Annotated in this window: 25 protein-coding genes and 3 pseudogenes; 8 read left to right on the top strand and 20 right to left on the bottom strand. The window is 35.9% G+C overall.

The features are described 5' to 3' along the window. Nucleotides 1-140 precede the first annotated feature (140 nt). The 8 genes from SAY88_RS18350 to SAY88_RS18315 form a co-directional block, all read right to left on the bottom strand. The gene (locus tag SAY88_RS18350; protein ID WP_332633607.1) at nt 141-506 is read right to left on the bottom strand and encodes a hypothetical protein; all 366 of its coding nucleotides are present in this window, start codon (nt 504-506) and stop codon (nt 141-143) included. A gap of 292 nt (nt 507-798) precedes the next feature. After that, nucleotides 799-969, bottom strand: coding sequence for a hypothetical protein (locus SAY88_RS18345; RefSeq protein WP_332633606.1), 171 nt, complete (start codon nt 967-969; stop codon nt 799-801). 236 nt (nt 970-1,205) lie between these two features. Next, nucleotides 1,206-1,880 carry an SOS response-associated peptidase gene (locus SAY88_RS18340; protein WP_332633605.1) on the bottom strand — a complete coding sequence of 225 codons (675 nt, stop codon included), beginning with the start codon at nt 1,878-1,880 and terminating at the stop codon, nt 1,206-1,208. 441 nt (nt 1,881-2,321) lie between these two features. Next, a complete protein-coding gene (locus tag SAY88_RS18335; protein ID WP_332633604.1) occupies nt 2,322-2,471 on the bottom strand; it encodes a hypothetical protein in 150 nt (49 codons plus the stop codon). Between the two features lie 46 nt (nt 2,472-2,517). Further along, on the bottom strand, nt 2,518-3,015 hold the full coding sequence (locus SAY88_RS18330) for a hypothetical protein (protein WP_332633603.1): 498 nt from the start codon (nt 3,013-3,015) through the stop codon (nt 2,518-2,520). Nucleotides 3,016-3,219: 204 nt separating this feature from the next. Further along, entirely contained in the window at nt 3,220-3,663 is a 444-nt protein-coding gene (locus tag SAY88_RS18325; RefSeq protein WP_332633602.1) for a JAB domain-containing protein, read from the bottom strand. Nucleotides 3,664-4,343: 680 nt separating this feature from the next. Next, nucleotides 4,344-4,733 carry a type II toxin-antitoxin system death-on-curing family toxin gene (locus SAY88_RS18320; RefSeq protein ID WP_332633616.1) on the bottom strand — a complete coding sequence of 130 codons (390 nt, stop codon included), beginning with the start codon at nt 4,731-4,733 and terminating at the stop codon, nt 4,344-4,346. Next, nucleotides 4,733-4,990 (bottom strand): AbrB/MazE/SpoVT family DNA-binding domain-containing protein, encoded by a 258-nt coding sequence (locus tag SAY88_RS18315; RefSeq protein ID WP_332633601.1) that lies wholly within the window; start codon nt 4,988-4,990, stop codon nt 4,733-4,735. The genes SAY88_RS18320 and SAY88_RS18315 overlap by 1 nt, the downstream gene beginning before the upstream one ends. A 477-nt stretch (nt 4,991-5,467) precedes the next feature. On the opposite strand from SAY88_RS18315, the pseudogene SAY88_RS18310 reads away from it, so the two are divergent. Continuing rightward, nucleotides 5,468-5,815, top strand: a pseudogene (locus SAY88_RS18310) (transcription termination factor Rho); the annotation flags it as partial. A gap of 23 nt (nt 5,816-5,838) precedes the next feature. Further along, complete coding sequence (locus tag SAY88_RS18305; protein WP_332633600.1) at nt 5,839-6,117, top strand: hypothetical protein; 279 nt, start codon at nt 5,839-5,841, stop codon at nt 6,115-6,117. A 152-nt stretch (nt 6,118-6,269) separates the two neighbouring features. Here SAY88_RS18305 and SAY88_RS18300 read toward each other — a convergent pair whose 3' ends face one another. Together SAY88_RS18300 and selB are read right to left on the bottom strand one after the other, a co-directional pair. After that, entirely contained in the window at nt 6,270-6,629 is a 360-nt protein-coding gene (locus SAY88_RS18300; protein WP_332633599.1) for a SelB domain-containing protein, read from the bottom strand. 77 nt (nt 6,630-6,706) lie between these two features. Further along, complete coding sequence (gene selB, locus SAY88_RS18295; RefSeq protein ID WP_332633598.1) at nt 6,707-8,191, bottom strand: selenocysteine-specific translation elongation factor; 1,485 nt, start codon at nt 8,189-8,191, stop codon at nt 6,707-6,709. A gap of 970 nt (nt 8,192-9,161) precedes the next feature. Here selB and SAY88_RS18290 point away from each other — a divergent pair. Both SAY88_RS18290 and SAY88_RS18285 read left to right on the top strand, forming a co-directional pair. Continuing rightward, nucleotides 9,162-10,223 (top strand): ParM/StbA family protein, encoded by a 1,062-nt coding sequence (locus SAY88_RS18290; protein WP_332633597.1) that lies wholly within the window; start codon nt 9,162-9,164, stop codon nt 10,221-10,223. A gap of 9 nt (nt 10,224-10,232) precedes the next feature. Next, a complete protein-coding gene (locus tag SAY88_RS18285) occupies nt 10,233-10,499 on the top strand; it encodes a hypothetical protein (protein ID WP_332633596.1) in 267 nt (88 codons plus the stop codon). 792 nt (nt 10,500-11,291) lie between these two features. Here SAY88_RS18285 and SAY88_RS18280 read toward each other — a convergent pair. Both SAY88_RS18280 and SAY88_RS18275 read right to left on the bottom strand, forming a co-directional pair. Next, a complete protein-coding gene (locus SAY88_RS18280) occupies nt 11,292-11,483 on the bottom strand; it encodes a hypothetical protein (RefSeq protein ID WP_332633595.1) in 192 nt (63 codons plus the stop codon). 922 nt (nt 11,484-12,405) lie between these two features. Continuing rightward, nucleotides 12,406-12,564 carry an aspartyl-phosphate phosphatase Spo0E family protein gene (locus SAY88_RS18275; protein WP_332633594.1) on the bottom strand — a complete coding sequence of 53 codons (159 nt, stop codon included), beginning with the start codon at nt 12,562-12,564 and terminating at the stop codon, nt 12,406-12,408. Nucleotides 12,565-13,230: 666 nt separating this feature from the next. Here SAY88_RS18275 and SAY88_RS18270 point away from each other — a divergent pair. The 3 genes from SAY88_RS18270 to SAY88_RS18260 are packed head-to-tail and all read left to right on the top strand — an operon-like array spanning nt 13,231 to nt 14,944. After that, on the top strand, nt 13,231-14,019 hold the full coding sequence (locus SAY88_RS18270; RefSeq protein WP_332633593.1) for a DUF4158 domain-containing protein: 789 nt from the start codon (nt 13,231-13,233) through the stop codon (nt 14,017-14,019). A gap of 9 nt (nt 14,020-14,028) precedes the next feature. After that, the gene (locus tag SAY88_RS18265) at nt 14,029-14,787 is read left to right on the top strand and encodes a hypothetical protein (protein WP_332633592.1); all 759 of its coding nucleotides are present in this window, start codon (nt 14,029-14,031) and stop codon (nt 14,785-14,787) included. Further along, nucleotides 14,771-14,944 carry a hypothetical protein gene (locus tag SAY88_RS18260; RefSeq protein ID WP_332633591.1) on the top strand — a complete coding sequence of 58 codons (174 nt, stop codon included), beginning with the start codon at nt 14,771-14,773 and terminating at the stop codon, nt 14,942-14,944. The genes SAY88_RS18265 and SAY88_RS18260 overlap by 17 nt, the downstream gene beginning before the upstream one ends. Before the next feature lie 243 nt (nt 14,945-15,187). Here the strand turns inward: SAY88_RS18260 and SAY88_RS18255 are convergent, their stop codons facing one another. The 6 genes and pseudogenes from SAY88_RS18255 to SAY88_RS18230 all read right to left on the bottom strand — a co-directional run. Beyond that, complete coding sequence (locus SAY88_RS18255; protein ID WP_332633590.1) at nt 15,188-15,667, bottom strand: GNAT family N-acetyltransferase; 480 nt, start codon at nt 15,665-15,667, stop codon at nt 15,188-15,190. Between the two features lie 233 nt (nt 15,668-15,900). Further along, complete coding sequence (locus SAY88_RS18250) at nt 15,901-16,794, bottom strand: NAD(P)-dependent oxidoreductase (protein WP_332633589.1); 894 nt, start codon at nt 16,792-16,794, stop codon at nt 15,901-15,903. 20 nt (nt 16,795-16,814) lie between these two features. Continuing rightward, entirely contained in the window at nt 16,815-17,588 is a 774-nt protein-coding gene (locus tag SAY88_RS18245; protein WP_332633588.1) for a sulfite exporter TauE/SafE family protein, read from the bottom strand. Nucleotides 17,589-17,677: 89 nt separating this feature from the next. Then, nucleotides 17,678-18,307, bottom strand: coding sequence for a cupin domain-containing protein (locus SAY88_RS18240; protein ID WP_332633587.1), 630 nt, complete (start codon nt 18,305-18,307; stop codon nt 17,678-17,680). Between the two features lie 37 nt (nt 18,308-18,344). Next, nucleotides 18,345-19,118 carry a TauD/TfdA family dioxygenase gene (locus SAY88_RS18235; RefSeq protein ID WP_332633586.1) on the bottom strand — a complete coding sequence of 258 codons (774 nt, stop codon included), beginning with the start codon at nt 19,116-19,118 and terminating at the stop codon, nt 18,345-18,347. Nucleotides 19,119-19,943: 825 nt separating this feature from the next. Beyond that, nucleotides 19,944-20,440 (bottom strand): annotated as a pseudogene (locus tag SAY88_RS18230) (aminotransferase); the annotation flags it as partial. Here SAY88_RS18230 and SAY88_RS18225 point away from each other — a divergent pair. Further along, nucleotides 20,403-20,567: pseudogene (locus SAY88_RS18225) on the top strand (GMC oxidoreductase); the annotation flags it as partial. The pseudogenes SAY88_RS18230 and SAY88_RS18225 overlap by 38 nt on opposite strands. Nucleotides 20,568-20,588: 21 nt before the next feature. On the opposite strand, the gene SAY88_RS18220 reads toward SAY88_RS18225, so the two are convergent. After that, a complete protein-coding gene (locus SAY88_RS18220) occupies nt 20,589-22,148 on the bottom strand; it encodes a glycoside hydrolase family 32 protein (RefSeq protein WP_332633585.1) in 1,560 nt (519 codons plus the stop codon). A 352-nt stretch (nt 22,149-22,500) separates the two neighbouring features. Next, the gene (locus SAY88_RS18215) at nt 22,501-22,638 is read right to left on the bottom strand and encodes a hypothetical protein (RefSeq protein ID WP_332633618.1); all 138 of its coding nucleotides are present in this window, start codon (nt 22,636-22,638) and stop codon (nt 22,501-22,503) included. Nucleotides 22,639-22,877: the final 239 nt, after the last annotated feature.

The following is a 22,877-nucleotide window of genomic DNA, read 5'->3' as shown; positions in this document are numbered from 1 at the left end:
TTTTTTTCACCCTCTCTAAATTTTTAAAATATGTACGTGGATTATGACAAATAAGAACTGTTGCAATAACCTGCCCTATAACGAAAGAAGCGAATACCCTGTTAAGCATTCGCACCCGTTAACGCAAGAATAACCCCTTTTTATTTACTGGTAAACCCTTTCCCAAGAACTGCTTTTTTATCCAAACCAACAAAAACTACAAGGTTTCCAGTGGTATCTGTCTCAGTGTTATTAAAAGTAACAGAATAAACTTGGTCTTTGTCATAATTTATATCAATTGATGCTTTTATATCATCATTAACAGGTACTTGTTTTACAATTGAATCCTTTGGGCTTACTGGAATTAAAGCACTTTCTTCATCAGTTAAACTATTGAAAGCTACCATCTCAATTGGCATTTGGTTCTCGGTCTTGGATGCAGAATAGAAAGAAACTATTCCTATAACCATAAATATTAAAAGTACCCCTAAAATCCCGAAAATAAGAAGTATAATTGATTTCTTCAAAATTCTCCTCCCCTGTATCAAATGGCTTGGCTTCCATAAGCATTTCCCATAAAAATTCAATAACCTTGTTAAACAATCCTGCCACTTTACTTTAAGTACAATTCTTCACAATCTCTAATATTTTAACATAAATATCCAATTTAACCGCCAAGTTTTATTCCATTAAATGGCCCTTTTCATGAAGAAAGACGCTTTTCCTATTTCAGAAAAGCGCCCGATCGTTGAATATCATTGTTTAAATCTTATTCAAGATAATGATTCTTTAGCTAAATAAGGAATATGTTGTACAATTTCAATGCTTTGAATTTATTTTTCTTTCATACTTCCAATCCATTTTTTGCAGTTCCTTAGCTATTAACATATTAAAAAATCCATGTCCTACTAATACTATCGATGTGTGTTCTTGGGCATATTCAACCAATAAATCATATGCTATTTTAACTCTGTCTTTTGCGTTGCTCAAAGATTCTCATCCCCACGAATAACCACTAAACCATAGGCATCTTAAAATCACTGCCCAAATATTAGGATCTAATTTTAAACCTCCTAGTTTTATTAAAAGATTCGGTAGCTCTGTTTCACGAAATAAAGGTTCTGATCGTCTATAAAAAACTTTTCCAAAGCAAAAAAGCCAGCCTTAAGGCCAGCCCATAAAAAAATAAAAAAACAGAGTACTTGCTAGTTCACGATACACCTCTATCACAACGCCGCAATGAGCTCCTCCCCATTGTTCCTTGGATTATTCACCAACGTACTGACTTCATATGCACTCATCTTTTCGCTATCATAAGGTTGCAAAATGCTTTTCAATAAATCTTTATCATCAATGCTTTGACCTACCCATGCTTCCCTGTTTCCTTCTTCTAAAAGAACGGGCATCCGATCATGAAGTTCGCTCATCATTTGATTTGGTTCTGTCGTAATAATGGTACAAGACACAATTTCTTCCCCATTCATTCTCCAACAATCCCATAAACCAGCAAAAGTAAAGGGGTCCCCACCTCCAACCGTAATTCGATAAGGCTTTTTCTGACCATTTTCTCGTTTCCATTCATAAAAACTGTCCGCTACGATCAAACAGCGTCGACGCTTCAATAACTGCCTAAAGGCAGGCTTCTCGTCTATCGTCTCCGCACGAGCATTAATCATTTTATACCCAATCTTCTTATCTTTTGCCCAGGACGGAACAAGCCCCCACTTTAAAAAACCAGCCTTCAATCCCTCTTTATGCCCCACGATACTCAGAACATCTTGTGATGGAGCAATATTGTAATTAGCTTTTATCTCAGGAAATAGGATTCCAAATTCCTCTTGAAGGGCCTCTGGACTTGCCGTTAAGGTAAACCTTCCACACATCGTCATCGCCTCTTTCATTGTTTAGATCCTATACAACCGCTATATCCAATGATTTTTAAGAATGCATTTCGTCAGTTGACCTTCTTTATTGAAGTCCTTTTATTTGCTTGCAATTAGGCCTATGTAAGATACCAGTAAAGAGACATCTTCATAGAATAAAGAGAAAATAAATCTATCGTCGGGCTGTTACAGTTGGTTTTAGTCAAAAAAGAGCTTCTCAACTAGGAGCTCTCTTTTATATCGCTTAATGAGGTTGCACTCTCAATAGGACAACTGGTACAGCAAGAAGAAACACCCATAAAATTCTTATCAATGCTTTGGAACCGCCCTTGGTTCCAATCTGTAATATCAGCTCATGCGCTCTTTGCTTTCCGATCAGTCTGTCGTTCTGTCACCAAGACTGTTCATTCTATATACCCTTCGACAACTATAAAATGAAAAAGCAACGCGTCTGCTAGCTTATCTTTCACCTTCATTTCGATCAGCACTGATTTCAGAATGGGAATGAATCAGCCACAAACTCAGCTTCATTTTATGATTGATCACATAGCAGAATGGAATCGACATCAATACTCCCCAATAGAGGTTTTGAAAATAGTGGCGATTCATTTTCCAATCTCCTTTTCTAGGTATGCTTTAACGCCAATACTAAGATTCATCTTTGAGAGTGGACTCTCCCTTTTTCTTGTGCACAAAACATCTCAACAGACTTTTTGTGCCAATAGGGCGTCCCTCCAAGCTTTAGATCAGGTTCTGGTAACTTCCCTCGATGAAAATACACATTCAATTTACGTTTATCATAATTTAATCCATTCTCCGACAAATAATCAGCAAAAGTCTTTTGGGTATAATAATCATTACTTTCTTTTCGGACAAACGAAAGATTTGGTTTTTGAATTAAAAAGGTATCTTCTTTAAAGAATTCAACCATCAACTCTAACGCTAATTCTAACCAATCATTATCTAAATGCTTATATAACAACCCAATATTGAACATTTCTTGATCAGGATCTTGAAAAAAACAAGCTAATCTCAAAAAAGTACCTTCAATATCATCTAATTCTTTCACAGCGTCTTGAATATGAGCGGAATCCTTCAACATCGCTTCAAAACTAGGGAACATGTCAATGATCCTTTTCGTTGCTTTATTCAATTCATCCCCTCCTGTTGACTTAGTCAACTTCAATATAACACCCTGTGTTGACCAAGTCAACACAGGGTGTTCTTTGTTCTGCTTGCTGCGCCAACGCGAAGCTTTGGAAGCAGCTCGACTTGTAGGGGTTCGATACCCCTACAAGTCGAACGTTCGCACAAAAAAAGAAAAGAGAAGGACATCCCATCCTTCTCCTTGTCATAGTTAGATATGATCATGTTCTTTCATACTGTAATATCTAGCATCGGCATTCACGATGATGTGATCAAGTACCTCTATTCCAAGCACCTTGCCACATTCAGCTAAACGCTTCGTCACTTCAATATCTTCTCGGCTAGGCTTTACATCTTGCGACGGATGCTGGTGACTTACAATGATGGATGCACTATTATTCAAGATGGCAGACTTAAACACCTCTCTAGGTACAACAAGACTAGCGTTAAGACCACCAACATGACAACGATGAACCGCAACGACTCTATTTTTCGTATTCAGGCACATCACAAAGAACACTTCACGGTCTTCATCCCCGATGAATGTTGCCGCAACCTTTGCTCCATCCTCAGGACTTCGAATGATAAACGTCTCGCCACCTTCTACCTCGCGAATGACTTGCTTAATTCTTTGAATTTCGTAAACTTTTTCCATTGATAACACTTCCTTTCTTTGTTTGACAAGGAAGCAATGATGGGCGCAAACCGTGTGAAGGGTTCGCTCACGGAGAAGCGAACTTGCCAGTCAGGCATAGGTAACAGGCATGATCTTTGCCTGTTAGCGTTCAAAACCGAGTGAAGCCCAATGACTTAGGGGCAGTTAGGAAGCGGTCTTTGCTTCTTACTGCCCCTTAGCCTACTTGGCTTTGCCGATTTTGTTTGCCTGACGCCCGCCCTTCACACGGTCATAAGCCCACTCATTATAATGAAGAGAACAAAGAAGGATATATACACACTAACCCAAATAAAGCGATCCAACGGGCTACCGTTGGCTGGGTATTGGGCGAGAAGCCCAAGGTCTCTACGGTTTTCGGCTCGTTCGGTACGGCCCTTGAGGCAAATGGAACAGGAACCTACAGATTGTAGGCGAAGAATTGAGCCGTACAATCTGTGGTTATCGGTCCATTTAGTACCGAAGCGACACGTACAGAATGACGGAACGCGTTATTTTGCTTTCCGATCAGTCTGTTGTGATGCCGCCAAGTCCTGTTTGGCTATATGGAAAATGGCTTTCTGTCTTTCTAAGAATGTTCTAACGAACCCCCTTTTTCTAGTTCACTGAAGAAAACCCATAAGAATTTCCATAGTAAAAAGCCCTGTATCATGATTACAAGGCTACATTTCCACGCTATATTCTTTAATCATCGCGACCACTTCATCAAATTCATATTTTTGATTCACGACATCCACAACAAAATCCTCAGCTTGCTTTTGACTCATGTTAAATTGAAAACCATTGTAGGCAAGGAATTGAATCAGTGCCAAAAAGGCCGTTCGTTTGTTTGCGTTATGAAAGGTATGATTTTTGGCTAATGACTCAAACAAAGCTCCCGCTTTTCCGAAAATGGTCGGGTAAGCCTCTTCACCAAAAGCGGATTGTTTGGGTCGATTGATGGCGGAATTAAGAAGATCAGGCAACTTCACCCCTTTATGTTCCTTAGGGCTATATCGTTCAATAACCAGTAAATTGATGGCAATCACTTCTTGTTCAGTTAAATAACGTATCAACGGTCAACCAGCCCTTTAATGGTTTCATCATACTGTTTCATGTTCTTATCTAGAATATCAAAGAAATCGTCGCTAACACCTTTTGGCAACTGTACTTTTTGACTTTTTCGAATCACAATGGCGCCATCCTGTTCCTCAATAAAAACGTCATCACCGTGCGCTACACCAAGACGCTTTAGCAATTCTGCTGGAAACGTCACGCCTAAACTATTTCCGATTTTCGTTACTTTGCGTTCCATATTTTTCACCGCCATTCTTTTTCCCTCCTTCTATGCTATTCAAATCATTCTATGTTTATAACTGTTATAACAATTATAATTTAATACAAATCAAAAAAGCAAGGTTGCTACTCTGTACACACCAAACGTCACAATGGATGTCCTTTGATGTCAATCATGAAAAAACTACTTGATATCAGCCAATAAATGTCATAATATTTAATTAATATCTACTTGTCTCATCACCTTATCTTCTTAAAGCTCCTTCCTATCGAACTTAGCATAGTAAAAAAACACCCGAAGACCAGTAATCTACCTTCTCCATAGTTAACTCATTAAAATCTTCTAAAAGGTTTCCATCTCTTTTTTACCTGATTTCCATTCCCTACTTTCAATACCCTATAAAATTAAAATATAGATTTAGAAAGGTGCGATGTAAATGAGCGTGATCTCTCCAGCTTTATTTCCTGTGAGCGGAATACTCGAGATAGCAAATGATAAGGAGTTTGTTTTTTAAGATCTGGGGATTCGCGGATAGATGATAGAGACATTTATGTTTCTAAATCTCAGATTGGGAAATTTAATTTTTTAAGAACAGGGGACCTCGTGACTGGACAAGTACGATCACCAAAACAAAATGAACAATATTATGGATTAATGAAAATTAATGAAATTAATAGATCTCCTCCAAAATCTCAGATACTCAGGCCTCATTTTAAATCGTTAACTCCTATCCACCCAAACAAAAAAATAACCCTTGAAGGAAAAAACCATAGCATAACAAACCGCCTCATAGACATATTTGCGCCCATTAGATTTGGCCAGCGTGGACTGGACTTATCGCAGCCCCACCCAAAGTAGGGAAAAAAACGCTATTAAAAGACATGGTTAATGGGATTGCTCATAATCATCCTGATGCAGAATTATTGATCCTTCTCATCGATGAACGCCCTGAAGAAGTAACAGATATTAAACGCTCTGTCAAAGCTACTGTACATAGTTCTACATTCGATGAACTTCCCAAAAATCATATTAAAATTACGGAACTCATATTAGAAAGCGCCATGCGCCTAGTAGAAAATAAAAAAGATGTCATTATTCTCGTAGATAGTATTACACGGTTAGCAAGAGCTTATAATTTGAGTGTTCCACCAAGCGTTTGAACCCTTTCAGGAGGATTAGATCCTGTGTCCTTTTATGGACCGAAGCGCTGCATCTTTTAAGCCCGCTATGAGGGGTTCTTCTCATAGCGGGAGCGCAGCGTGCGGAGCGTGCGGAGCCATTGTAAACACCTTTTGAACACGAACTTTAAGTACTATACAATTTTCATTTTTCCCTTATCATTAGACCACAGCCTATTAACCCCTTTCCGTTCAGTTATGGCTAAATGATCAAGTAATTCTAAAAATGGAACTAAGTATTTTCGCGAAACAGTTAAGGCATTCTTAGCCTCTTTTAAAGTGAATTCATCTTTCGTCTGATCAATCAGTTTGTTAAGGTTATATTCAAACACCTTACTATGAATGGTGTATTTTTCATCTAGAAAATAAGTGATTCTTTTACTTTGCAAAAAGAATTTTAAATCATCATGCATCTCTTTAGGAATTCCTTCTTTTGATATCAACTCTTCCCACGGATCAACATCTAAACCTTGTCCCTGTAGTTTCTTTAACAAATTCTCGATTCTATTACTCCATTTTCCAGGATAATTCGGTTCAAAGCCAACGCCTGTGAGAAATTGCTCTTTTCTTTCTATTTTTTTTCTTTAATAAGCTGGTCAATGATAACCTCTGCCGATTTTTGAGGAACATAAGATTTTAAGGATTGGATAATTTCAGCTTTCTTTTTACCAATTCTCATCGGAAATTTCAGATGGTATTCTTGTAAATCTAGTTGGACAATACCTGTTATTTCATTGTATATCTCCGAAGTCATGTATTGTCCTTCAATGAATTGAATAACATCCCCTTGCTTTAAAAGTACTTGAATATTTTCAATTACTACTTCCTCTATTAAACTTGTCTGTTCAACTAATTGTTTGATTGACATGAATTTATGCTCTTTCAACGCATCTGAAATTCGCTCACTTGGAGTCCCTTCCTTCTTACGAGCTAACAATCTAACTGTCTCTTCTCCAAATCTAAAGCGCTTCCCATAAGGATCAATTACAGTACCTCCGCCAATAATTTCTGATGGTGTCGGTCTCCGTAAAATGTAATGATCTCCTCTTTTCGTTACAATCGGTTCATTGAGGCGGACTTGACATAGTACTTCCTCTTTTTCTTCCAGCTGATTGCGATCAAAAAAGACAATCGTTCCTACAACTTGAGCTGTTCCAATATGTACTTTTACTAAAGAGCGCTGTTTAATTGGTAGTTTTAACACATTAACCGTCTGAAGTGAAATATCAATTATATTTGTACTTGAGAACTGATTGGATGAGACCAATACGTCCCCTCGATGTATCATATCTTTCGATAAACCACCCAAGTTAAGAGCCACCCTTTGTCCTGCTTGCGCCTCTTTTTTTGCTTGATGATGAACTTGCATTTGTCTGACTCTTACCTTATCACCCTGTGGTAAAATTTCAAGGATATCTCCTTCTCTAACAGTACCTTCATAGGCTGTTCCACGAACAACAGTACCTTGGCCATGCACGGTAAAAACCTGATCAATAGGTAAACGAAATGGCCCTTGGTAAGAACAACTCCGACCTGGTATATCTTCTAGTACAATTTGAATTTCATGTATCAATTCATCTATGCCTTTACCAGAAATACTGTCTACAAGAGCTAACGGTGCCTGTTCTAAAAAAGTACCTTCTACATGTATCTTAATATCTTCCTTTACTAATTCTATAAACTCTTCATCAACTCGATCAATCTTTGTTATGACAATAAGTCCTCGTTTAATTCTTAAAAAAGACAAAACTTCAATGTGCTCTTTTGTTTGAGGCATTATTCCTTCATCTGCTGCAACAATAAGCAGCACCATATCAATTCCTGCGACACCAGCAATCATTTGTCTAATAAACCGTTCATGCCCTGGAACATCAATAATGGAAACTTCTAATTCAGCATTTATCTTTAATGGAGCGTAACCAAGCTCACTTGAAATATTACGTTCCTTTTCTTCCTTCAAGCGATCTGTTTCAATATTGGTTAATGCTTTTGTTAGAGCTGTTTTCCCATGATCAATATGCCCAGCCATACCAATTGTATAAAATCTATCTTTCATAAAATCACCTACATTCATTTAATCTAAAAAATATCATTTTCATGTAAACGCTCTCTTGAAAAAATAATCATTCTTAGTATATAATAAAAATAGTTAAACTACGGGGGTGGTTGGGGTTGAACAAAAGCTCCCGTTAATAAAGTGCAAATAACAGTTCCACAACTCTCGCTCCCATTTGCTTAGTATCGCTCTCCTAATTACTTATGCAATAAAATAAGAAGATAACTATTTTCACTGCTGCATAAATGACCATCACAGCAACAATAGCTAATCCGATCAGCAAAAGAGTATAAAGAAAGATATCGAAAAAGGTTTTTATTAGAAAAACCAACCCTCCCCCGATTAGTATTGCTACCCCAACGATTAATAAATTTGCTTTCTATTTGTGTCTTTTACTTCTCTACTTCTTCCATGTACCTCCCCTTCCTAACCCTAGCGCTTTAATTATTCGTCGTATTTCTTTTTTAGAAGCTCAAGCGCTTCTGAAATTAAGTCAATAATCGGTTTATCTTGAAAATAAGAAAGTCGTTTGTACTCTTGAAAATCTTCAGGATGTATTCGGACTGACTTATATTTAGGTTGCTGCTTTTTTTCTGCTGAGAGTTTATTTTTTCCCGCTCATATTCCTCGCCTGCCCTTTCTACTATATGATCTTAATATCAGTATTCGATAACACAATAACACTTATGGACTAAAATTTTCTCAAAATTATTAATTTTAAAACAAAGGTTCAAAAAATGAGCCTTTGTTTTATTTTTCCCTAGTATCCAAAATGGTTTTTATCTCACAAGGTTAATCAGTTATATTCGTAATCATATATATAATAATATAAATAAAGCATTATATATCATTATCATATATATAATGCTTTATATTATTACGAATACATTGACTCATATAAAATTTCTAATTATACTGTTCATATAGCACATTGAGCATACGATTATATATATCGATAGGGGTTGTTAAAATGAAAGAATTCGTTATTGATTTAGGAAATGGGTTTGTTAAAGCTAAAAGTGAAAAACGTACCATTGTCGCACCATCTAGCATTGCCTTTTATGAGGACTTAGGTGAAGGTACACTGGATGATTTCTCTGTAGAACGTTCTTATAACGTCTTTGAGAGCACTATTCATGACGAAGTACAATATGTATGGGGCACAGGTATTAAAGACGCTGTAAGCCATAATAAGCTGCTGCCTACGTATACGCACAATAACCGATATAGTAATAAGCGTTTTAAGTGTCTATTCCAATTTGTACTTGCTGAATTGGCAAGTGATTTTGAAGAAAAGAGCATGGATGTTCTTTTAGTAACTTCTTTGCCGTCCAATGAGATTGGATCGGAAGATGAGAAAAAGCTAAGAGAATTCTTGAAACGTACTCATTCTGTTAAACGAAACGATAAAAATTATACGATTAACGTCGAAATCGTAAAAGTGAATGAACAGCCATTAGGGACGCTCTTGAACATTCACATGAACGAAACCTATCAAATACATAAGGATTTACAGACAAAAACTATTGTTGTAGTGGATTTCGGTTCTGGAACTACAATCGTTGATACGTATAAGAACATGAAGCGTCTTCCTGACAGTTCCATCACTATTCTGGAAGGGCAAAATGACATCTACAAAGAAATCGCTAATAAGATTAAAAAGAAGTACAGCGTGAAAGACTTGTCATATACCTATGTTGAAGACGGGTTTCGTGATGGTTCATATACCGCAAAAATCTCTGAACGAGCAATATATCCATTCGAAAATATTGCTCAATCAGTAATCGACAGATTTTGTGCATCCATTATTACTCGTATTGATACGACACTCACCAATCGTGATGCGGTTGATGTCTTTACACTAACTGGTGGAGGAGTTAATAACGTTGGTGATACCTTCCGAGAAGAATTAAACGAAGATGTTATTCAAATGCCAGACGGGGATACGCAAACGGCGTCCTTAGAAGGAAACTGGAAGTTTGCAAAAGCCTTGTCAGAAAGACTCAAAAAAGCAAAAGTAGGCCAGGAGTGAGAACGTGACATGGCAACGAAAAAAGTAATATTCACTTATGATGATATAGAAGATAAAGAAGTTCATACGTTCTTTTCGAAACTACCTAAGGGAGATAAATCGAAACATATTCGCAGAGCATTAAGAGCTTATGTTACTGGTCAGAGCGCTTTTAGCGCTCCTCCAGCTGATTTTGAAGAAGAGGAGCATCCCAAATCCTCTCTACACAGTAAAAAGACTGAGAAAGAACCTGAAAGTGATTTTACAGACCTTCCAGATGATTTGTTTAATCGATAAGAAAAGAGTGCATAATTCAATCATGGCGGAAAGCGTAAAGGGGCTAGAAGACCGGCATTAGGAGAAACTAAGAAAGTTTCCTTACCCCTTTCTGAATTTGTTAGGGATCTGCTTGAAACTATGAAACCTGTTGAAAAGAAATCTTTGTCGGCTGTTGTTCGGGATATAATCGTCGGATTCTATGAGCAACAAAAGGACTCTGATTTAGAAAGAGACGAAGGTGGTTCCTTGCATAAAAAGTAACCCACCCTGTTTAGTTTGGCCACTGAAGGGGTGAGTTACGATTCTCTTTAAAGTGCCGACCGTTTATTCTGCGGTCATGCAATTGTATATTGTCGAGAGTGGTTGCTGCCAGTCTCGGAAAATGCTGAAATGAACATATTCCGAAGACCATAAATGATGAAAACGTATAGTAGAAACTTAAACGTGACCTAGTTAAAGCGATTTGAAAAAAGGATAAAAAATAACCATCTATTGATAAGTTATAACTTGGGCTTCTGCATTAAAAGGAAAGCCTAAAAGCCCCAAATAAGACTGGTTTCCTCCTACATCAGAAAAGGTCTGGCCAAGATAAATGATTTTCAAACTGTCGGAGTCAGTAATAGTCATGTTTATGAAACGTTAATTTAAGATAGAAAAACTCCCTACTATAACGATTGAAAATGGGTCAGTCCTACAAACAGAGCAGCAAGAACATATCAAAATGGCGAATAATAATAAATATTGAAGAAAAAGAAACGAAAGAAATTAGAAATACTCTGGAAAGAAAATACCCTTACTAAATAGAGGAGTTTACGTAAGACTTTTTGAGTGGTTGGACTTATGGTCTTCCGAAAAAATAAATCCCTTTTTTTCAGCAGCAGCTTGAATGAGTTCAATTTCAATATACATTTTTTCAGTTAAAATCCCTTTTTCAATATTTTGTCTTATGGCAAAGTAGAATTCTGAAAGTAAATCAACTGGTAGCTTATCGTAAAGTGACATATGAAAAATCCCCCTTAGTTTGAATAAATTAAATATACTATATGATTGATGGTTAGTTCGATAAATTAGGACAAAACTTTACATTCTTTTTAAAAATTAAATTTATAAAATGGTAAAGAGCAAACTGCTGTGCTAGTTCGCTCTTCTCTGTATACATCAATAGTACCCAATAGATATATATAGGATGGCCGTGTGTCAGACATACACAATGGGCTATTCATCATAGTAGAAAATGCTACAAAATAACTTTACCATTTTTGTAATTTTCAAACAAGTCTAATTGATATCCTTTATCAAATTCATTCTTTTGGTTCACGATATCCTGGAAGATTGATCACTACGAAATACAAAATGGTTTTATTGCAACAAAAAGCGACCCTGTACATTCACATTATAATGACTAGGTCGCTTATTCTATTTCCTCACTCATTAATTGAACATTCCTTTCATTGTTATAAAATCTTATTATAAGGGGGGACTTAGAGTAAATTTCTAACTAGAGTTAGAAATCCAAATCCATTCATAGCGTTATAAAAAAATACACCTACACCTTTATTATTTTTGGAATCACCCATCTTTTTCTATAGGTATTTTCTACATTTCATACAGATGTAAATTTCAACTTCTATTAGCTTAGTTATATCAGCTGTCCTATCTCAAGGTATAAACAATAATTACCAAAAACATTTTACAAATCTGAGTACATTAATAAAAAAATTATTTTACAAAAAAGCTACAACAAGCAATGTGACTTTGGTCAGTATGATGACATATAGTATGATTTCCTTCATTTCCTTCCAAATTTTAAAACTAGTGACACGATTTCATCCTACGTAAATGCTAGCCTATCCTTTAGGCATTAATCTGTTTTTAAAGTGGTATAACCAAAAATTTTGAATAGGAAAGACAACTGCCTTGTCTATTATCCTTTCCAAATAATTGCTTGATATGTATTAAGCAGCTTGTCGAGTTCTTGACTACATTTTACCGTTTTTTCGTTTCGTAACCCATAATTCATTCCAAAACGAATCATTTCTTTTTTCTTTTCTGAAATGTATTTCAATAACTGCTTTTTGTCCACTTTTCTTACCCACTCTCTACTTTTTTTATAACTCCTATTATGAAAGAGATTCGTAGAAATGAAAACACATTAGACAATAAAACAAAAAACTCTACATATATAGTAACAAAACGTGACTTTGTGTATTCAAATAGAATGACTATGTCGCTTATCATTTCCTCATTCATTAATTGAACGAACTTTTTTTCTAACCTCCCCTCTCTTTTTTACAAATTCCGTATTATTTAGACATTTGTTTGTAGAGAGGTAATAACTTTATATACGTTTGCTTACTATTGATACCCTCTTACAAAATTTTCAATGCATTAAAAAGGAGAATGGGCAGCATCCTCCTTAACCTAATAGCTTTCCATCATATTATTGCAAAAGACTTCCTACTTTTAAACCACTCATAATAGTGGAATGCCAAAAAGTTGTTACTTCTGTACTGACAACGGTGTACAGTTTTCGCCAACTAAATGGAACACAATTATTTTCCATATTTGTAAACAGTGGTTAACCTCAAGTCCCTTGAGGGGTACGGCAACCAAAACGACTTTCAACCGCCACATCTGAAAATTTTTCCATATGAGGAATCAACCTACCATATATATGGGTAGGTTTTTATTTTATCATTAAATAAATTAAAAAGTCAGAAAAATATACGTGGCAAAGAAGGGAACTCTATTGCCTAGTATTCAAGATACCATTTACCCTCGAATTAAGAGTAGTTTAACTGAACAAGACTTACAAGAAGTCTATACTCCTAGAAGAGAAGAAATTGAGTGGACAGATACTAAGTCTAGAGGAAATATTCAACAGTTAGGGTTATTGGTTCTGATTAAGACCGTGCAAAAGCTAGGTTTTTTTCCTCGAATGTTAGATATCCCTCAAACGATCATTGAGTATATTGCCAGTAGAGTACAATTACCTCTACCTAGCAAGGAAGATTGGATAGCCTATTGTGAATCTAGAACATGCGAAAGGCACTATCGTTTCGTTCGAGATTACCTACAAATTCGTCCTTTTAATGAGCAAGCTCGTCAATTCATGATCAATACGATGGACAAATTGTCTTTGAGCAAAGATGAGCCTGCTGACCTCGTTAACGCAGCTATCGAAGAATTAATTCGCCAATGTTATGAACTCCCTGTTTATAACACATTAAAAGAAGCAGCGAACGAAGTTCGTAAGAAATCATATCGTGTGATCTATGAACAGATCAACGGTAGATTAAGTGAAGAGCAAAAAGAAACGATCAATGAACTTTTCCAATCCACAGAAGGAACGACTTATAGCCTATGGAATACGTTAAAAGAAGATGCGAAAAGTGCTAAGTTATCTTATCTAAAAGATTTGATTGCTCATCGTGACTGGTTGAAACAACAACAAATCCCCTGTGAAGCATTGAAAGAAATCCCTGTCATCAAAATCAAACAAATGGCAGCAGAAGCGAAAACCTTAGATGCAGGTTGAATGATGAGAATGAAAGCAGATAAACGCTACGCTATTGCGGTTTCACTTGTTTATGTTCAATATTCAAAAGTATTAGATGATATTGCTGAAACCATGATTAAACGCATGATGAGTATTCACAAAAAAGGTCGTCAATTTTTGAAAGACTATAAAGAAAAGAGACAAAAGAAAACCGATTCATTGGTTGAAATGCTTCATCATTTACTGTTGGCTTATCAACTTGAAGGCGAAGCTGAAGAGCGCATTCAAGCGATGCAGAAAGTGCTTGGAGATCGAGAAGAACAGGTATTGCGTGATTGTGAAAATCATTTAGCACTTAGTGGAGACAACTACTTTTTATTCTTATGGCGGTTTTTTAAGAGTCATCGCTCAACTTTCTTTAAAATTATAAAATCTTTACCCTTACGTTCCACTAATCAAGATACAGCTATTGAAGAAGCTGTGTCGTTTCTGTTATCCCATCAGTATACTCGTAAGGAATGGATTTCAGTGGTTCACGTGGAGAAAATTGGTCCATGGAAAAAAGAAGTAACTCCTTTACTTGAACTATCTTGGATTCCTGATGGGTGGTGGAGATGGCTCAGTCGCAAACGAAAGAAGGAAACTAGACCTGAGGAAGTAAACCGTCGTCACTTTGAAGTTTGTCTCTTCTCTCAAATCATACTGGAGTTAAAAGCAGGAAACTTGTATATTGAAGGTGTATGCCGATTATCGGGAACAGTTGATTTCATGGGAAGAGTACGAGAAGAGTGTGGAAGAGTTTTGTGAGCAAGTTAACTTATCCCCTATTGCAACTGATTTTATCCAAAAGATGCGTAAGCGATTTCGAAAAGTAGCTCGACAGACCGATCAATCCTTTCCACGTAATGAACAAGTACGTATTGAAAATGGCGAAGTTGTCATTGGCAAGATCAAAAAGAAATAAAACCCTTGGTTTCTATTTGATTTAGCCGAGGGTTTTTATTTAAATGGGAATATTTTCAGATGTGGCGGTTCATTATTCGAATTGTTCACGTACCCCTTGTTCAGCAATCGCGCCCAATAACGGAACAACTCTATTTTCAATCCACAGTTCATTAATCCACCTTTTAATTCAGATGTTCTTTCCTTTCACTATAAAAACACCGCTTTATACAAAAAAATCGAAACAGGGTAAAACATCGCGACTTTATTTCAAATCCATAGATACCATTTTCGTCATATAAGGACCGTTATCAGCAAAGCCGATACGACCATAGAACTTTTGTGTCTTGTTAAAGTTGACGAAACTTTCGTGCGGTAGGCATACTTTCAACCGTTTAAGAGAATGTTCTCGACAAAACTCTTCGACGGATCGAACTAGTGCCGCACCCAGCGACAGACTTCGATGCGATGGATGAACCCACAGTTCTTGAATAAGTGCATAGGATCCACCCCTGAATATAACCTCTTGGATAAAAACAGTCGCACATCCTATGAGATTTCCGTCAGTCGTTTCAGCAATAAAAACAGCTCCAGGAATCGTGTTACTTATAATACTTTGAAATACATCTGCTGCTATTTCAGGCAGTTTTACATCTTTACCCCTTAATTCCGTACACAAGGAGCGTATCGCCTCAATTACTTTATGTTCATCGGTATGTCTAGCCGGACGAACTATCCAATCCATAATGCACATCCTCTCTCCTGCTTTGTACCTATTTCACACAATGGTTGAGATCGTATTGGACTTTTTCTGTGTAGCTTATAAAGTTTGAGCAAAAATACCTCGCAAACCCTTATTTTACGATAAATAAGAAGAATACATTTTGAAAAGATTGATCAAAATGTATTCTTCTTTAGATTTTTATAAAAAAAGTTTGATCCACACTGGAACACTATTTTCTTATTTATTCAACTTCATTAAGCTTCCGAAAATTTTTTACCCAATAACTTATATAATGCCTGTGTTCCACTATTCTCTTCACCTTTGTTTTCAAGCTCCTCATATAAAGATTTAGCTAATTTTAAACCTGGTGTCTCTAAATCCATTTCCTTAGCACTTTCAAGAGCTATTTTCATATCTTTAATGAAATGTTTAATATAGAAACCAGGCTTAAAATCCCCATTAATCATTCGAGGAGCTAAATTACTTAAAGACCAACTCCCTGCGGCTCCTGTTTCAATGCTTTTTAAAACCGTTTCCGGATTCAATCCTGCTTCTTCCGCATACACCATTGCTTCACATACGCCTATCATATTAGAGGCAATAGCAATTTGGTTGCACATTTTAGTGTGCTGGCCAGCACCAGCCTTTCCTTGTAAAACAATGTTCGTACCCATTAACTTAAGAATAGGGTATACGATTTTAAAGTCCTTTTCTTCTCCACCAACCATAATCGTTAAATTCGCTTCTTTTGCCCCAATGTCTCCACCTGATACAGGAGCATCAAATGCATGGAGTCCTTTATTTTGCGCTTCTTCGAAAATTTTCTGAGCTAAGATTGGACTAGAAGTTGTCATATCTATAAGGTATGTACCCTCTTTAGCATGATCTAATATTCCTTGTTCTTCTAAATAAATTTGTTCTACATCTCTAGGATAGCCAACCATTGTAATTATAACGTCTGATTCAATGGATAGATCAGCTATCGTATCTTTTAAAATGGCTCCTCTTGCCACTAATTCTTTTGTACGAGATGGCGTTCTATTATATACAAGAACTTTATAACCAGCTTCTAATAAATGATTAGCCATACTTTTCCCCATAACACCGGTACCGATAAATCCTATAACTGAATTATTGTTTAGCATCATATATCCTTCCAAACTATTTATTAAATTTGCTTCTGTATATAATCCCAGATGCTTTTTCCAATTAGGACTACAGTAATTGCAATGAATAAAAGCTTAACATAAGCAGCTCCACTTTTTATTGCCACTCTAGAACCTACGAACGCCCCTAGTACCATAGCTATACCCATAGGAATTCCATAGTAGAAGTTAACTGAATTAAATAGAATAAACGTAATTAGAGCAGCAAGATTACTACCAAAATTTAAAACTTTTGCATTTCCAGCTGATTCAACAAAGTCAAATCCTAAGAGTAAAAAAGCAAATATAAGAAAAGAACCTGTTCCTGCTCCTAGAAATCCGTCATAAAATCCTAGAATCAATGTAGCTAAAACAATGAAAATAGTAGTTTTCAATGATAATTTCTTAAATGTAGATTCCATTCCCCAATCCTTTTTTAAAAGCGTATAGATCGTTACAAGGACTAAGAGTACTAAAATAATAGGTTTTAGAAATTCAGGTGGTATTAACTGAACAACATATACACCAATCCCTGATCCTATTATAGATAGGGGTAATAATTTCACAACTAATCTCTTGTTGATTTTTCCTGATCGAAGAAAGTTAATGGTACTCGTTAAAGATCCCATAGTGGCTGCTAACTTGTTGGTTCCTAAAGCAACAGAAGGAGGGAGTCCAGTAAATAATAAAGCAGGAATCGAAATAAGGCCCCCACCACCTACTACAGAATCAATAAAAGCTGCAGCAAATCCAGCAAAAATTAAGAAAGTTAATATATCTAAGCTAATATCTTCCATAGATTTTGTCCTCCCACAAATGTATTAATCATGTAGTAAACGCTAAAAGAACAAATGCATATAGTAACATTTGTTCTTTTATTGTCACGTCAGAGGGTAGAAGCAATTTTTTGCTCTTGAACTAAGTATTTAAAAATTGAGAAATTAGTTTTGTTAAATACATTTTCTTGTACTGTTAATATCTCTTCATTATTGGAAGGAATACAAGCTTCTTTAGCATTAGAAGACAGAGTGATAATACGTCTACAATTTGGATCTATTATTTTTGTTCCCTCTAAATTTGGTTTAGGTGGGAAGTAAAAATGAGCTGATAGGCAAGGATCGTTATGTACCCTAGCAGGAATAATTTGATGAATTAATCCTTTTTCCTCAAAGATCATCTCCCCTGGCTGAGCTATTGTAATGTCCTTAACCAATAAACTTTTATTATTAATAGTATATTTGATATTTATCAAGCTCCCAGACAAAACAAAAATGACAGCAGAATCATCATGAATATGAATATCTGAACCTTTAAACCATGTCATTATCAAGGCACCAATTTGACTTGTTCCTATTTTGTTTCTGTAATAGTTTCCTTGAAAGTGGTTAGGTACTTCACTAATATATTTTTTAATGTCTTCTATTGAAATTTTAATTTCAGAGACATCCTTGACTAATTCATTTAATTCAGGAGTTTTAGATTCATATTTCTTGATAATCTTCTTTATTATATCCACCTTTAATGTCCTCCTCGATTGATATTAAAGTAAGCTACTAGAACCCTTCAATACGACGATTAATAGCATTATAGTTTTTTCCAAATTTATTTACATCGTCAATGAGGTATACTCTATGCAGTTCACGATCCCTATTATTAAAGGTAGGAGTAAATGGTGCTCTTCCGTGAGCAGATAAATGGTTATTAATAATTAGTAATGACCCTGGTTCTAGTTCAATCGCTTCTCTAACCATATCTAGGGCAGACTGTAGTGCTTGTGCAGCTTCCTCTCCCTCTTTAGTATCGCTAACTAAACCATCCTGTCTAATTCTTAAAGAAGGATATCCTTTTTTGGAAGAAAGTAAAGGTATTTTAGATTGTTGTATTTTATCTGCTCCAAAATGAGGAGGAATCGGAATGATGTATTGTGGTTTCTTAAGCTCTTCTATCTGATCACTTGAAAGAAGGTTTAACGCTCTTTCAATACTAGAAAGATATGTATACCCTCCTTTGACATTATTTAAGCAATATAATGAAATGAAGTCTGGTGGTGTTTGAATATAAGGTAACTCTGTATGGAGGTCAAACTTATTCCAAGTAAAATAAGCAGTGGTTTTTTGGGCATCTTGGGTTTTAATAGGCTTATTGGCCATAACTAACTTTCCCTCATCAACATGCGCAAAGGGATAACCGATTAAACTCGTTAACAATAATAGAAGCTCGTCATGCTTTCTTTGAGGTAGATTCTTTAGTAAAAGATAGCAATAATCAGAATCCTTAAATTCTAAAAGATTATCTTTTAATGCTTGCGGTATGTTTTCCTTTTGCAAATGTATTTGATTTATTGCTTCTTCACTTTGTTCCTTATCACTTTGAAATTAATTAATGCTCTTTACCAAAGCAAGTATTTTTTGTTGGTCTGAAGGTGAAACTGAAACAAGTTTTCCTGAATTTAGTGTCTCAACAAACATAATAATACCTCCTCATTATTTGAATTATCAATCAATAATTGATATTACACTACCGCAAATAATAAATAAATACTTTTTGTAATTTATTTACAATTAATTTTATGATAGTGTTACCGATTGGCAATTGAAAAAGAGTTTTGACAGAAAAAATTTTTAAAGAAGAAAATGAATTAAAGATCAGACATCTTATTTGGAAGATTGTTTGTAGCAGAAAAAATAGAAAAGAGGCAGATGGTGCTTTAGAATAATGTTTGATCTAATTGATACGAATCACCTTGATAACTAACAAAAAGAAAAAACGTGTTTTAAAAAAAGATTTTTTATTAAAAGTACTAAAAAGACAGTAAACTATTAAGTTTATTGAGGTTGTATATAATGTCACACATCTTAAAAGAGTGCGAGGTACTCTTTTTGTTGTTGTTACAGAGGTCTGGAAAAGGTCTTAAACCAACAAAAATAATCTTATATATAATGTTAGACATTATAAAAAGACGTTAATGTATCATTACTTTAACGTCTTTTAGGTCAGTTAATGTTACATAGTAGATCAAAGCACGTTCTTAAAATATTCAATTAGATCATTCTTTTATAAGAAAGTTTGATTATTTCTGTGTATCCTTTCTTAATTCACTAATGGAAGATGATATATTAACCAAAAACCGATCAATTCAGCGAATTACATGTTTATTGCTTCTCGGCTAAAATTTTCTTAATGCTTACTAATTGCACACAAGAGCATAAAACTTCAATAGCTTTTTCCAGTTCTTCAACAGAAGGAAATGTAGGAGCTATACGTATATTTCGATCTCTTGGATCCTTGCCATAAGGATATGTGGCTCCTGCCTTAGTCAACTTGACACCAACTTCGGATGCCATATTTATAACATCTCGGGCACAACCGTTTAATGTGTTAAGACTAATGAAATAGCCCCCATTCGGTTTATTCCATGATGCAATAATTCCGACTCAAGTTTGTTTAATACCATGTCAAATTTTGGTTTGATAATGGCTGCATGCTTTTCCATATGTACTTTTAAATTATCTATATCTTTCAGGAAACGAACATGTCGAAGTTGGTTGATCTTATCGGGTTCGATCGTTTGGATGGAAAGCTGCTTCCTAAAAAAAGTCGTATGGGTGATAAATCCCTTGACTTCCGCAACGAATCGATATGGGCAGGTTCATCACGTCCCTGGACTCTTTGTGGCAGACAACAGCCTCTTACCAGCTATAGGTGTTAATCCTTTATTAACGACCGTCGCGTTGTCGATTCGTACAGCAGATTACATTGTTAAAGATTTGGATTAACAGAGGGGAGCCCTTTGTTTTTTATTTTTTCCAGATAGAATCTAACTCGTTGACTGATAAAGAAATAACCTGCACTTCTCCATTTTTCGTATATAATTCAATACCATTACTTGAAGGTTCAGGAAAGATTCGATCTGTAATTGTAACCTCACCTTTATTTCCGAACACTTCAACAGAAGATTGATCGACAAAAATGTGGATTGTTACACGATTATTCTCCGGCTGAAGCGGTGCTAGATGCTTTCCGGGAAATTGTTTATCAAATTGAACTTGTCCTGAATTTGTTCTATCGACAAACAACTGGTTGCTTTTTACGTCATATCCGATAATCGTTTCTTCATTTTCACCTTTTCTTACCTTAAAGCCAAACTCAGAGGCAGAACCTAATTCAAAATCAGCTTTGATTTCAATCATATTCCCTTTAATATCTGAAAGAATATTTTCCTCTGGTGTTACTTTTAGGTCACTCCATTGATATGGGCTTTTCCTAATGGCCTGCAATTCTTTAATGGGAGTTTGAATCAGCTTCATCCCTTCTTCTGGAATTGTTTTTAACGTTAATTCTCTAGGAAGTGACATTGCCCCTCTCCAAGGATACGTTGGAATGGATTCAGCATATTCCCAATTGTTCATCCAACCAATCCATATTTTCCGGTTTCCTGTATTAAACCATGATTGTGTCGCATAAAAGTCTTTTCCATAATCCGTCCATCGAATTTCTTCTGGAGGATTGTCATTGATAAACTTGGTTCCATCAAATTCTCCAATAAAATACTGTCCACCAGAACCACCTGCGACAGCTCCTGAAATAAGATCAACCTGCAAAATCCATTTCGTGTTTTTGGGGTCTCCATTGATAGGCAGCTCAAATAATTCCGGACACTCCCAAACTCCTCCGTGGGCACCTTCATTTTCACCAAACTTACTCATAAATTCCCAGTCGATTAAGTTTTTAGAAGAATAAAACCTTATATGATCACCTGCCGCCACAACCATCACCCACTTTTGCTCTTGCTCATACCAAATAACCTTCGGATCTCGAAAATCTTCTATTCCTGGATTGGGGATAACCGGATTCCCCTCATACTTCGTCCACGTTACTCCCTCGTCTGTACTATAGGCGATGCTTTGTTGCTGCGTCTCTCCCGCATTCGTATAAATGGCAACAAGCCCGCCAGACTCATCTTCAAATAATCCGCTCGTATTCCTTTCATCGACTACCGCACTTCCAGAAAAGATCATACCAAGCTTATCAGGCTTTAATGCAACAGGAAGGTGCTTCCAATGGACAAGATCCTTACTGACAGCATGCCCCCAACTCATATTCCCCCACTTATTCCCATAAGGATTATATTGATAAAACATGTGATACGTTCCCTTATAAAAAACTAAACCATTCGGGTCATTCATCCAGTTTTTTTCTGGAGAAAAATGAAACTGTGGGCGGTATATTTCTGAGTAATAATTTTCGGCAGGATTTTCTCTACTTGCACTGACTTTAAGTATATTCATATTAAATATTGAAATAGATAAAGCGAAAAGCACTAAAAGCGTAATACTGCTCATTCTTAAATTCTTCATTTTATTCTCCTTATTATGATGTTAGTGAAAAACATAGAGACAAACCATCTCCCTTTAAACACAAACTGTAAGTAGATATTTTATCTCCTAGTTTGTACTTAATTAACCGTAATATTCGAAAGCCCAATTAATGAACTTTTCTTAGGAAAACACAAACAACCGACAGGCCGGTGCTAGCCTGTCGGGAAAATTATCTGCTAAAGTAAGAGCCATAGCCAAAACGCTTGAACGATCAGCAGCGTGCAACAGAAAAGATGTTCAATTACGCTACTCGGTTCAATTAAGAAAACAACATAGCATGTAATGGGAGGGGATTATTCCTCCACCGATATTACGAAATTGAGAACACGTCTTATACAGATTTGTTCTTTAGCAGAAAAACAATTATACGAAGCTTACGATATGACCAACATTCTTCTAACTTCAAACGAACCACTTCTCGCTTTAATTCTTCTGTATATGATTTAAAGGTTTGTCCCTTTTTAGCCATAGAAAAATACCTTCCAAGTAGACTGCTAAGAACAAAATATCATGCTCTCTTTTTTTACTGTCTACCTGTAGGGGATAATATTAGGAATCTTCATGCTTCCCCTTCTTTTTTCTTGATAGTTTCGTAGATCTGCTAATTGGACTCGATCGTGTTCTAGTCCTTAATCGACCTTCTTCAAAGATATCTTAAAGAAAACGAAAAAAAACACACATCAACTATTTAAAAATCAACTATCACAA

Origin of the sequence: Halalkalibacter flavus, from assembly GCF_036663575.1 — a bacterium.
In the GTDB taxonomy this organism is placed as follows: Bacteria; Bacillota; Bacilli; order Bacillales; family Bacillaceae_D; genus Halalkalibacter; species Halalkalibacter flavus.
The sequence above is the reverse complement of the archived record's forward strand: the minus strand, read 5'-3'. Positions and strand labels throughout refer to the sequence as shown.